Genomic DNA, 12,330 nt, shown 5'->3' on the forward strand with positions numbered 1-12,330 from the left:
GTTTTTTGAATGACTGGAACTACGCGGTCCAGCGCCGACCTCGACATTCGCCGCCGCAAGGTGCTTTTCCGTTCCTGGCATCGCGGCATGCGGGAGGTCGACCTGATCCTCGGCGCTTTCGCCGACGCCGAGATAGGGCGCCTGTCCGATGCCGAACTCGAAATATACGAAGCCCTGATGGCCGAACCAGACGCCGATATCCTCAAATGGGTAACTGGAGAGGCAGCCGTGCCGGCGCATCACGACACGGACATCTTCGCCCGGATCCTGTCATACCGCGGCAGCGCCAACGCCTGAGCAAGCCATGAGCCTGATCCCCCCCATTCGCATGCCGGCAAGCGGCCTTGTCACAATTGACGGCGTCACCGACGGCTATGAAGCCTTTGCGCTGGCGTCCATTGCGCAGAACCTCGGCGAAGAACCGCTGATCTTCGTCGCGCGCGATGGCCAGCGCCTGCCCCAGATCAGGGAAACGCTGGCCTTTGCCGCGCCCGGTCTGCCGGTGCTCGAAATGCCGGCCTGGGACTGCCTGCCCTACGACCGGGTTTCGCCCGGCTCCGATGCCGCCGCACGGCGACTGGATGCCATGGTGGCAATGGCAGCACTTCGCCTTGCGCCCCATCGTGCGGTGATCCTGGTGAGCGCCAATGCGCTGCTGCAACGGATGCCGCCCGCAGATGCGGTCTCCGCCCAGACCATCGTGGCGAAGCCGGGCAACCAGATCGACATGAACGAACTGGCTCTGCGGCTGGATACGGCTGGTTTCGAGCGCGTTCCTACTGTTCGCGACGTGGGGGAATTTGCCGTGCGCGGCGGCATTCTCGATATCTACGCCCCCGGCGACGATCCGCTGCGGCTGGACTTCTTCGGCGACACGCTGGAATCCGTGCGAGCCTTCGATGTGGCGTCGCAGCGCACCACCGGGCAGCGGCAGTCGTTCTCGCTGAAACCGATGAGCGAGGTTGCGCTTACTCCCGAGACGATCAGTCGTTTTCGCCGCGCCTATATCGAGGCTTTCGGTGCGCCGTCGCGCGACGATGCTCTCTATGCGGCGGTCAGCGAAGGTCGTCGGTTCGCCGGCATGGAGCACTGGCTGCCCATGTTCTACGAGCGGCTCGACACGATATTCGACTATCTGCCGGACGCGCCGGTAATATTCGATCATCTGGCGCGCGAGGCGCTCGGCGAGCGGTACGCGCTCATCGTCGATCACTACGAGGCACGTTCGAAGCAGCCGGCGGATGCTTTCGCGGATTCCGTGCCCTACAAGCCGGTCAAGCCGGAATTGCTGTACCTGTCGCCGGAAGAGGCCTCGGCGAACGCGGCGATCGGCCTCTCCGCTAATCTGACGCCATTCGATGTCCCGGAGACCAGCGATCGGGCGCTGCGCCATGCCGGCGCCCATGCCGGCCGGAGCTTTGCCGAGGAACGGGCTGATCCCAATACAAATGTGTTCGAACATGCTGTCCGTCACATCGCCGACCGACGGGCAGCGGGGCGGCGTGTCCTCGTCGCCGGCTGGAGCGAAGGATCGCTCGACCGGCTGACGCAAATTCTTGCAGAGCATGGGCTCGAAAATCTGAGCCGTGTGCAATCGCTGAAGGAAGCGGAAGCGCTCAAAGCGGGCCAGGCGGGGCTCGTCGTGCTGCCGCTCGAATCGGGGTTCGAGACGCCTGAAATCGTTGTGGTGGCCGAGCAGGACATTCTTGGCGACCGGCTTGTCAGGCGCACGAAGAAACGCAAGAAGGCATCTGATTTCATTGCGGAAGTTTCGGCTCTTTCTGCCGGAGATATCGTTGTCCACGCCGATCACGGGATCGGCCGGTTCATTGGCCTGCGCACGATCGAGGCAGCCGGCGCACCGCACGACTGCCTTGAGTTGCGCTACGCGGGCGACGACCGGCTCTTCCTGCCGGTGGAGAATATCGAGCTGCTGTCGCGCTATGGTTCGGACGCGGCGGAAACCGTTCTGGACAAGCTAGGCGGTGTCGCGTGGCAGTCGCGCAAGGCCAAGCTCAAGCGGCGCCTGCTCGAGATGGCAGGCCAGCTCATCAACATCGCTGCGGAGCGCCAGATGCGGCCGGCGCCGGTGCTGACGCCTCCGGATGGACTCTATGGCGAGTTCGCCGCCCGCTTTCCATATGACGAGACCGAGGACCAGCAGACGGCCATCGACGCGGTGGCGGACGATCTTGCGGCTGGCCGGCCTATGGACAGGCTCATCTGCGGCGACGTCGGCTTCGGCAAGACGGAGGTCGCGCTGCGCGCCGCCTTCCTGGCAGCCATGGAAGGCTTTCAGGTGGCTGTGGTCGTTCCGACGACGCTTCTCGCGCGCCAGCACTACCGCACGTTCAGCCAGCGCTTCTCGGGCCTGCCCGTAAAAGTGCGTCAGGCATCACGGCTCGTAACGGCCAAAGAACTGGCCGAGACGAAGAAAGGCATCACGGAAGGCACAGTTGATATCGTGGTCGGAACCCATGCGCTGCTCGGGACTGCTATCGGCTTCAAGAATCTCGGCCTCCTGATCATCGACGAGGAGCAGCATTTCGGCGTCAAGCACAAGGAGCGGCTGAAGGAGCTGAAGAGCGACGTGCATGTGCTGACCCTCTCGGCGACACCGATCCCGCGCACGCTGCAACTTGCGTTGACGGGCGTGCGCGAGCTCTCGCTCATCACCACCCCACCGGTTGACCGGATGGCAGTGCGTACGTTCATTTCGCCCTTCGACGCGCTGGTGGTTCGTGAGACGCTGCTGCGGGAGCGTTATCGCGGCGGCCAGAGCTTCTACGTTGTGCCGCGCATCGCCGATCTCGGTGACATCAAGCAGTTTCTCGACGAGCAGGTGCCCGAACTGAAGGTCGCCACCGCGCATGGCCAGATGCCGGCAAGCGAGCTCGACGACATCATGAACGCGTTCTACGACGGCCAGTACGATGTGCTCTTGTCGACGACGATCGTGGAGTCCGGCCTCGACATTCCAACCGCCAACACGTTGATCGTTCATCGCGCCGACATGTTCGGGTTGGCACAGCTTTATCAGCTTCGCGGGCGGGTGGGTCGATCGAAGCTGCGCGCTTATGCGCTGTTCACTCTCCCGGCAAAGAAGACGCTGACCCAGCTTGCGGAGCGTCGACTCAAGGTTCTCCAGTCCCTCGACACTCTCGGCGCAGGCTTCCAGCTTGCAAGCCACGATCTCGACATTCGCGGGGCGGGCAATCTGCTGGGCGAGGAGCAATCCGGCCATATCAAGGAGGTCGGTTTCGAACTCTACCAGCAGATGCTCGAGGAGGCGGTCGCGGAACTCAAGGGCGACGCAGAGGCGACAGACGGAAGCTGGTCACCGCAGATCACCATCGGCACGGCCGTGATGATCCCGGAGAGCTACGTGCCCGACCTGCAACTCAGGCTTGGTCTATATCGCCGCCTCGCGGAACTCGAGACGCCGGAAGAGATCGACGGTTTCGGCGCCGAACTCATCGACCGCTTCGGCTCACTGCCGGAAGAAGTCGACCATCTGCTCAAGATCGTCTTCATCAAGTCGCTGTGCCGCAAGGCCAATGTCGAGAAGCTGGATGCAGGCCCGAAAGGCGTGGTGCTGCACTTCCGAAACAAGGCGTTCCCCGAGCCGGCAGGACTGGTTCGGTTCATCGCCGAGCAGGGGTCGCTCGCCAAGATCAGGCCGGACCACAGTGTCGTGCTCATGCGCGACTGGGCGAGCGCTTCCAAGCGCCTCTCGGGTTCGGCGGTGGTGATGACCCAGTTGGCGAAGCTGGCGGAAAAGGCGGCCTGATGCGACGGCTCATCATCCCGGGCAAGGAAACGAAGCGACCGCAGAGTCGGGACCCATTGATCCGAAGATCATGGGGCGCGGCCCGGTCGTCGTGAAAATGCATGCCAGCGCAGTAGCGCGCAACCGGCCGACCGGCCGCGCTGCTCAATCGGTCCCGACTCTCCCTCGCTTTGCTCGGTCGGCCGGGATGACGGTGTCATCGATCTATCCCGCCTCGTCGCCGCTCTCGATTTCACCGCGCGCCTTGGCCGCTGCAATCTGCTTCAAGGCGTCGGCGATCACTTCGGCATCCTGAGCGCCCATGACGGCGTATTTGCTTTCGATCAGGAAGCACGGCACACCGCGCACACCCATCTGTGCGGCGGTCGCGATCTCCGCCTGGACGGAATCCGCATCCGCATTCGAAGCCAGCAATGCCGTGACAAGCGCGGAATCCATGCCGATCTCGTCGGCGACTTCGCCCAGGACAGCAGGATCGCTGATGTCACGGCCCTCCTCGAAATTCAACTCAAACAGACGACGCACGGCCTGGGTCTGCGCACCGGACGGCGATTGCGGCGAGCCCGCCCACCGGATCAGCCGATGCGCGTCAAGGGTGTTGGCGGCCTTCTCCATGGCGTCGAAATGAAAACGGATGCCTTCGACCTCGCCGATCGTGGCGACCTGTTCGTGAATGGCCTTGAGCTTTTCATCGCTGCCGAATTTCGCCAGCATGTAGTCGCGGCGGGGGAGGCCTTCCTTCGGTATCGAGGGGTCGAGCTGGTAGGGGCGCCACCGCAGCGCGACATCGACTCCGTCCACCAACGCGACCGCCCGTTCAAGGCGCTTCATGCCGATGAAGCACCAGGGGCAGACCACGTCGGATATCACATCGACCGATATGTGTTCGACTTCGCTCATCTTTGTCTCCATCACTCCGACGGCTCGTGCCACCATGTCTGGAACTGGGGGCCGTAAAGCGGGGTGGTCTCCGGACGTTGGATCTGCTTCCAGCGCGCGACCCAGCTATTCGTCAGCGGGTTATAGAGCGGCACCACATAGGCGCCACTCAGAAGGACACGATCATAGGCGCGCACGGCCGTGACAAAATCCTCGCGCGAGCGCGCGGCAAGCAATGCCTCTATCATAGCGTCGATCGCCGGCTCCGCCACGCCGGCGAAGTTGAAAGTACCGTCGAGGTCGCGCGTTACCGAACCGAAGCGCGCAAGTTGCTCTGCGCCTGGCGAAAGCGACGAGGAGTAGTTGTGCAGGATGATGTCGTAGTCATAGGTGCGCTGGCGCTGGAGATATTGGGCGCTGTCCACGACGCGGATCGTCGCCGCGATGCCAAGACGCTCCAGCGTGCGCGCCCACGACATCGCAAGTGCCTGGCCCGATGGTCCGTTGAGCAGGATCTCAAAGCCTAATTGCGTGCCATTTTCGTCGACCAGCCGCCGACCGTCGAGACGATAGCCGGCCGCCTGCAAGGCTTCCAGCCCCTGGCGCATGAAGTCCCGGTCGCGTCCCGAACCATCTGACGTAGGCAGGACGTATGTGCCATCCATGATCTCGGGCCGCACGGCGTCGGGGTAAGGGGCGAGCAGGGCGCGCTCTGCCTCGCTTGCCGGTACGCCGTGGGACGAAAGCTCGGACCCGTCATAATAGCTTCTGATCCGCTTGTAGGCGCCGTTGAAGAGATTACGATTGGCCCACTCGAAATCGAACAGACCGACCAGCGCGCGACGCACGGCTTCGTCCGCGAAGACCGCGCGTCGGGTATTCATCACGAAACCATACATGCCCGATGGCAAGCGGCTTTCGAACTCGTCCTTGATGACCTTGCCTTCATTGGCGGCGGGAAAATCATATCCGGTTGTCCAGCGGCCCGTGTCCGTCTCGATGTGAAGCGAGAACAGACCGCGCTTGAAGGCCTCGAACATGGTGTTGTCGTCGCGGATATAGTTGATGCGGATCTCGTCGTAATTGTCGAAGCCGCGCTTGCTGGGGATGTCCTTGGCCCAATAGTCCGGATTGCGCTTCATCACGACCACTTCGCCGGGTCGCACGCTGTCGACGATATAAGGCCCCGACCCGATCATCGGCTCGAGCGAGGACCGGTCGAACGTTTCGGCGTCGATGGCGTGTTCCGGCAGGATCGGCAGTTGCGCCAGAAGCAGCGGAATCTCGCGTCCGGCATCCGGCTTCATCGTGAAGCGCACGCCGCGCTCGCCGACCGTCTCCATGGTGTCCACGGCGCGAATCCAGTTCTGGTAGTTCGGCCTGGCCTTGTCCAGAAGCAGCTTCATCGAGAAGATCACGTCGTCCGGGGTGATCGGTTCGCCGTCGGAGAAGCGCGCGCGTGGGTCAAGGGTAAACTCGATGAAACTGCGCTCCTCGTCCGTCTCTACGCTCTCGGCGATCAGCGGATAAAGCGTGAAGGCCTCGTCGCGCGAGCGCAGCAGCAACGTCTCGAACACATTGCTGCCGAAGAACTGGTCGAAGAGCCCGCGCGCGCCATCGCCCTGCACGATGAAGGGGTTAAGGCTGTCGAACGAACCCTGCACCGAATAATCGATGCGCCCGCCTTTCGGCGCATCGGGATTGGCATAAGGAAAATGGGTGAAATCGGAGGGCAGTTCCGGCTCGCCGTGCATCGCGATGGCATGGCTCGGACCGTTCTGCGCGGCGACAGGTCCCAGGGCCGACGCAAAGGCCATGATGAAAAGGGCGAGCATCGACATGCGCATCAACGAACTCCGGTACGATGTCTGGGACGGGCGATTCGAAGAACCCTAACATGAGAGCGGCGTGCGCCGGAATCCCCGCCGAAAGCGGCAAAACACCACTGGAGGTCTGGATTTGCCGTCACGTGCGGTGTAACACGCGCAAGAGTCATGCTGTCGCCGTATTTGATCAGCAGTAGCGGATCGATCGCCAGTCAGCGCCGCAGCCCACTTTCTGAGAGGAAATCGACCACATGAATCGCCGCAAGACCAATGCGACCCGACTTTCCCTTCTGGCCGCCGGCATCGCGGCCATCTTCGCCGGCGCGACAATGCCCGCATCTGCCCAGCAGCAGCAGCAGCAACAGTTGCCCGAAGGCTGGTTCAAGGCCTGCAGCAAGCAGGAAGACATCGACATCTGCAACGTGCAGAACATCCTCGTTGCCGACACCGGCCAGCTTCTGACCGGGGTGAGCCTGATCGAAGTCAAGGGCAAGACCAATCGCCGCATCTTCCAGATCACCGTGCCTACCGGCCGTCTGGTGCCTCCGGGCGTCGGCATGCAGATCGATGGCGGCCAGCCGCAGAAGATCGACTACATGATCTGCCTGCCGGATCGCTGCATTGCCGAGGGTCCGTTGAACGACGAACTGGTTGCATCGTTCAAGCGCGGCTCCGAACTCACATTGACGTCGGTCAACTTCCAGAACCAGCCGAACCCGATCAAGGTTTCGCTGGCAGGGTTCACGGCGGCGTTCGACGGCGAGCCGCTGCAGCAGGCCGACATCGAGGATCGCCAGAAGCGCATCCAGGACTTCGTCAACCGCAACACCGAAGACTTTGCTGAAAAGCTGCGCGAAGAGCAGGAAAAGGCGAAGCAGGGCAACTGATCGGACGCGCCCCGAAGCCAGTCTCGAAATACTGAAAAGGCGGGCCAAGGCCCGCCTTTTTCGTTATAGACCCTCAAACACGCGGTCAGTGGCTGGCGCGGCCCTTTGGCGCGTAGTGGCCGTCGCTGGTCTTGTCGAAGAATTCCGTCAATTGCGGATGGCGCACGGGCTCGCCGGAACTGTCGTCGAGCAGGTTCTGCTCGGACACGTAGGCGACGTACTCCGTGTCATCGTTTTCCGCCAGCAGATGATAGAATGGCTGGTCCTTCGACGGCCGGACCTCGGCTGGTATCGCCTCGTACCATTCATCGGTGTTGGCGAACTCCGGATCAACGTCGAAGACAACACCCCTGAAGGGGAAAAGCCGGTGGCGAACCACTTGGCCAATTCTGAACTTTGCTAGTTTTGCTTCACGCATATCCCGGTACCCTAGCCGCGCAATGTGGCGCATTGCGCCGCACAATTCAACCGTCTTGCAACTTGACGACGAGACAGGCGCGGGTTAGCCGCCTTCCGAGTGGCATCCGGCCTCTTGGATTCCAGGACCTTTCATGGCGAACATCATCGGCCTCGTTCTCCCGTTCTTCGGGATGATCTTCCTCGGCGCGCTGACCGCCCGGCTCACCCGGCAGCCGCTGGAGGCGCTGGGCTGGATGAACACGTTCATCATCTACGTGGCCTTGCCGGCGTTGTTCTTCCAGCTCATCGCGCGCACGCCCGTCGAACAGTTGACGGAGTGGCGCTACGTGTTTGGAGCGGTCTTCTCGACCTATCTGATCTTCGGGTTGATGTTCGCCGCATCGATGCTGGTTTCGCGGGATGGCATACGGCAAAGCACGATCAAGGCGCTTGCCGCAGCCTACGGAAATATCGGCTTCATGGGGCCGGGGCTGGCGCTGCTGGCATTCGGTCCCGAGGCTGCCGTGCCGGTTGCGCTGATCTTCTGCGTCGAGAACATCATGCATTTCGCGGTCGCACCGATGATGATGGCGCTTGCCGGCGGGCAGAAGGAACCGGCATCGCGCCTTGCTTTCGATGTTGCAAGGCGCATCGTGCTGCACCCCTTCATCATTGCAACAGCGGTCGGCGTCCTTGCTGCCGTCGTTCGTTTCGAGCCGCCAGCGCCTGTGGCCACGCTGCTCCAGTATCTCGCCCAGGCCGCGGCCCCATGTGCGCTGTTCGCCATGGGCGTGACACTTGCCTTGCGACCGCTCAAGCGAGTGCCACGCGAACTGGGGGCAATCGCCGCTCTCAAGCTCGTCGTGCATCCGCTCGTCTGCTACGTCGTTCTGAGCCTCGTCGGCGACTTCTCGGCGACATGGATGTATTCGGCGATGCTTCTGGCGGCGCTACCGACGGCGACCAACGTGTTCGTCATAGCCCAGCAATACGGGGTATGGCTGGAGAGGGCATCGGCCAGCGTGCTGATAACCACCGTGCTTTCCGTCGCCACCCTGACCGCGCTGCTCTACCTCATCAAGAACGGCATGGTGCCGCCCGATCTGTTTCCCTGAAATTAGCCTCGAAACAGGTTGCCGAGCCCGCTTCCGGTCCGCAGGCCTTCGCGCATGAAAAGCGCGCGCAGCGGGGAGGCGGCGCCAAGCAGCCCTAATCCGGCCGACCGCATCACCTGCACCGGCAGCATGTCCGATAGCAGCGAACGGTTGAGCAACTGGACCGCCGAGGAACGCGCGACGATGTCGGGCCTGCGGGCGCGATCATAGGCGTCAAGCGCCTTGACCGACCCGGGATCGGCGCCATGCCGGGCAGCAATGGCCGCAAGGCTCTCGATGTCCCGTATCCCGAGATTGAGCCCCTGGGCGCCTATCGGCGGAAAGATATGCGCTGCTTCACCGACCAGCGCCACGCGGTTGGCGGCGAACCGGTGCGGCAGGGCGGAGGCGAGGGGATAAAGCTGGTGCCCAGCCTCCACGGTCACACGGCCCAGCATGGATTGCATGCGTTCTTCGATGCGGCGTGAGAGCGTGTCGTCGTCCAGCGTCATGAGCGTTTCGGCCTCGTCCGGACGCGTTACCCAGACAAGGCTCGATCGCTTGCCCTGGAGCGGGACCTGGGTGAACGGGCCGGTTTCGGTATGAAACTCTGTCGAGGTGTCCTCGTGGCTCCGTGAATGCGAAAAGCTCAGCACCACTGCCGACTGTCGGCTAGGTCGCGATCTGACTTGGATGCCCGCAGCCTCGCGTGCGGGAGACAGTCGTCCGTCTGCGGCCACTGTGAGCATCGCCGCAATCATGTCGCCGTTGTCGAGCGCTGCCTCGACGACATCGGCTTGCGGCGCCCAACGTGCCACCAGCGAGGTCACGCGCTCGATGTTGGAGTTGCCTTTCACCGCCGCATCGAGTTCCGCCAGCAAATGCCCGTTGGGGATGTTGAGGCCGAAACGCGCTTCGCCGATCTCGCTGGCACGGAAAGTCACGACCGGGCTTCGAAAGAGACGCGAGGTTGCGTCCGCGATTCGCATGATCCGCAGCGGGGCTGAACCCGCCTCGAGCGAACCCAGGATCGACAACCGGTCGAGAAAGTCGAGCTGCGGCTCCATCAGCGCTGTGGTGCGCCGATCAGTCAGATTGGTCTCCGGCCCCACCAGAACGATGCGAAAGCCCTCGCCGGCCAGGGCAAGAGCCGCCATCAGGCCGGCTGGTCCGGTACCCGCAACGACGATGTCAGTCGAGATTTTCATGTGAAGCTCCGGCCAGTGCGCCTGACGCATATAGGCGCTGGGGCCTATGTCGATCAACGGCGGAAAGCCATCTACCTCGCGAACATGTCCGGCTCTCCCACACGGTTTTACAGCGCGCTCCGGTTCACGGGCCCCGAGGGATCGATGAAGATGTTCTGGATGATGCGCCTTGCGTATCACCCGCCAGTTGAAAAGCAGGTGCGCCGCGCGATATCCCATCGGCGAGACTGGCGCGATACTGCTTGTCTGAGAGTGCGCGGTGCTTGTAGTTTCGGGCCAGGAGGAGCAGAGGATGCGAAACGGGGACAGGGCAGTGAAGGGCGCTCACGCGCCGTTGCGCAACGGCACGTGCATCGACTTGCACGCCTTGGGACGACCGGCGAGAACGTCGAAGACCGGCGGATGCCGGCGGTGAACGGCGAGATACCCAGCAGGAAGAAGCTCTCGGAACGCATTCCGCGCCCGAAGAAGAAGGTGACGTGGCCGCAAGCGCGGGCCTTTTCGGTTCACCTGCTGACCGCCTCCGGTTCCTTCCTTGCATTTGTGTCGCTGGTGTTTGCCGCCGAAAAGCAGTGGACGGAAATGTGGCTGTGGCTCGGGCTTGCACTGTTCGTCGACGGCATCGACGGTCCCATCGCGCGCAAGCTGCAGGTCAAGGAAGTGCTGCCGACCTGGTCGGGAGAAATGCTCGACAACATCATCGACTACGTCACCTACGTGCTGATTCCGGCATTCGCGCTGTACCAGAGCGGCTTCATGGGTGAGGGGTTGTCCTTCCTTTCGGCGGCGATCATCGTCGTTTCGAGCGCGATCTACTACGCAGACACAGGCATTAAGACGAAGGAGAACTTCTTCAAGGGGTTCCCGGTCGTCTGGAACATGCTTGTCTTCACGCTATTCGTGATCGAGCCGGGAGAATATGTCTCGCTGGCGGCGGTGATCGTCGCGGCGATCCTCTCGTTCATTCCGGTGAATTTCCTCCACCCCGTACGCGTCAAGCGGCTGCGTCCGTTGAACCTGGGCATCTTCCTCGCCTGGTGTGCCTTCGGGGTCGTAGCGCTCATCCAGAACATGGAGGCGTCGATGCCGATACAGGCAGGCATTGGCGCAACGGGCATCTACCTGTTCGTGATCGGCGGTGTGATGCAGATGTTCCCAACTCTCGGCCTCAGGAAAGACTGACATGTCAAAGGCAATTCTCATTCGCGAGCATGGCGGACCCGAGGTCCTGCGATACGAGGATCATGACGCCGGCCGCCCTGGCAAAGGTCAGGTGTTGATCCGCCACACCGCCGTCGGTCTGAACTTCATCGATGTCTATTTCCGCACCGGCCTCTATCCTGCGCCGGCAGGCTTGCCGTTGATCGCCGGTGGCGAAGCGGCCGGAGAGGTGCTCGAGACGGGCGAAGGCGTTGACTGGCTTAAGCCCGGCGACCGGGTCGCCTATACAGTTCCCGTCGGCGCCTATGCGCAACAGCGGGTGATTGCCGCAGACCGCCTCGTAAAGGTGCCTGAAGGGATTTCCGACGACGAAGCCGCCGGCATGATGCTCAAGGGCATGACTGCCGAGTACCTCCTGCGCCGGACCTTTGCGGTCAAGCCGGGTGACATCGTGCTCTATCATGCCGCGGCAGGCGGAGTGGGCCTGATCTTCGGCCAGTGGGCGCGTGCGCTCGGCGTCACGCTGATCGGCACCGTCGGCTCGGCCGAGAAGGTCGAACTGGCCAAGGCGCATGGCTACGAGCATGTCATCAACTATCGCGAAGAAGATTTCGCCGCCCGCGTCAAGGACATCACCGGCGGCAAGAAATGCGACGTCGTCTACGATTCGGTTGGCAAGGACACGTTCGAAGGCTCGCTGGACTCACTTAAGGTCAGGGGAATGTTGGTCAGCTTCGGCCAGTCGTCTGGGCCGATCCCGCCCTTCAGCATGGGGCTGCTTTCCCAGAAGGGTTCGCTCTACACGACGCGCCCAACCCTATTCCAATATATCGCCACGCGTGAGGAGCTGGAGGAATCAGCTGGCGCGCTCTTCGACGTTGTGAAGTCCGGCGCCGTCAAGATCGCTGTGAACCAGCGCTACGCGCTCGCCGACGCCGCGCAGGCGCATATCGACCTTGAGGCGCGCAAGACCACCGGCACCACCGTTCTGCTGCCCTAGGGCGAACCGCGGCATTGCCTGCGTATTCGTTGAAAACCTTGAAGCACTTTCAATATTCGCGCTGGTTTGCTTACCGCTGGCGTGAA

The 12,330-nt window shown here is 62.5% G+C and carries 10 protein-coding genes; 6 read left to right on the forward strand and 4 right to left on the reverse strand.

What is annotated here, in order from left to right:
- Window positions 1–9: 9 nt before the first annotated feature.
- On the forward strand, window positions 10–297 hold the full coding sequence (locus AAFN84_RS06025; RefSeq protein WP_347513585.1) for a succinate dehydrogenase assembly factor 2: 288 nt from the start codon (window positions 10–12) through the stop codon (window positions 295–297).
- A gap of 7 nt (window positions 298–304) precedes the next feature.
- Window positions 305–3,790, forward strand: a complete 3,486-nt coding sequence (gene mfd / locus AAFN84_RS06030; protein WP_347513586.1) for a transcription-repair coupling factor — start codon at window positions 305–307, stop codon at window positions 3,788–3,790.
- Between the two features lie 204 nt (window positions 3,791–3,994).
- Here mfd and AAFN84_RS06035 read toward each other — a convergent pair whose 3' ends face one another.
- The gene (locus AAFN84_RS06035) at window positions 3,995–4,690 is read right to left on the reverse strand and encodes a DsbA family oxidoreductase (RefSeq protein WP_347513587.1); all 696 of its coding nucleotides are present in this window, start codon (window positions 4,688–4,690) and stop codon (window positions 3,995–3,997) included.
- A gap of 11 nt (window positions 4,691–4,701) precedes the next feature.
- A complete protein-coding gene (locus AAFN84_RS06040; protein WP_347513810.1) occupies window positions 4,702–6,504 on the reverse strand; it encodes an extracellular solute-binding protein in 1,803 nt (600 codons plus the stop codon).
- 242 nt (window positions 6,505–6,746) lie between these two features.
- Here AAFN84_RS06040 and AAFN84_RS06045 point away from each other — a divergent pair, with 242 nt between their 5' ends.
- The gene (locus AAFN84_RS06045) at window positions 6,747–7,382 is read left to right on the forward strand and encodes an invasion associated locus B family protein (protein ID WP_347513588.1); all 636 of its coding nucleotides are present in this window, start codon (window positions 6,747–6,749) and stop codon (window positions 7,380–7,382) included.
- Window positions 7,383–7,467: 85 nt separating this feature from the next.
- On the opposite strand, the gene hspQ is transcribed toward AAFN84_RS06045, so the two are convergent.
- Entirely contained in the window at window positions 7,468–7,800 is a 333-nt protein-coding gene (hspQ, locus tag AAFN84_RS06050; RefSeq protein WP_347513589.1) for a heat shock protein HspQ, read from the reverse strand.
- Window positions 7,801–7,933: 133 nt separating this feature from the next.
- Between hspQ and AAFN84_RS06055 the strand changes: the two genes are divergently transcribed.
- The gene (locus AAFN84_RS06055) at window positions 7,934–8,896 is read left to right on the forward strand and encodes an AEC family transporter (protein WP_347513590.1); all 963 of its coding nucleotides are present in this window, start codon (window positions 7,934–7,936) and stop codon (window positions 8,894–8,896) included.
- A 2-nt stretch (window positions 8,897–8,898) separates the two neighbouring features.
- On the opposite strand, the gene AAFN84_RS06060 is transcribed toward AAFN84_RS06055, so the two are convergent.
- Window positions 8,899–10,083: a UbiH/UbiF family hydroxylase gene (locus AAFN84_RS06060; RefSeq protein ID WP_347513591.1), complete on the reverse strand. Its 1,185-nt coding sequence runs from the start codon at window positions 10,081–10,083 to the stop codon at window positions 8,899–8,901.
- A 402-nt stretch (window positions 10,084–10,485) separates the two neighbouring features.
- Here AAFN84_RS06060 and pcsA point away from each other — a divergent pair, with 402 nt between their 5' ends.
- Both pcsA and AAFN84_RS06070 read left to right on the forward strand, forming a co-directional pair.
- Window positions 10,486–11,265: a phosphatidylcholine synthase gene (pcsA, locus tag AAFN84_RS06065; protein WP_347513811.1), complete on the forward strand. Its 780-nt coding sequence runs from the start codon at window positions 10,486–10,488 to the stop codon at window positions 11,263–11,265.
- Window position 11,266: 1 nt separating this feature from the next.
- On the forward strand, window positions 11,267–12,244 hold the full coding sequence (locus AAFN84_RS06070; protein ID WP_347513592.1) for a quinone oxidoreductase: 978 nt from the start codon (window positions 11,267–11,269) through the stop codon (window positions 12,242–12,244).
- Window positions 12,245–12,330 lie beyond the last annotated feature (86 nt).

This window comes from Mesorhizobium sp. CAU 1741 (genome assembly GCF_039839275.1).
GTDB lineage: Bacteria > Pseudomonadota > Alphaproteobacteria > Rhizobiales > Rhizobiaceae > Aerobium.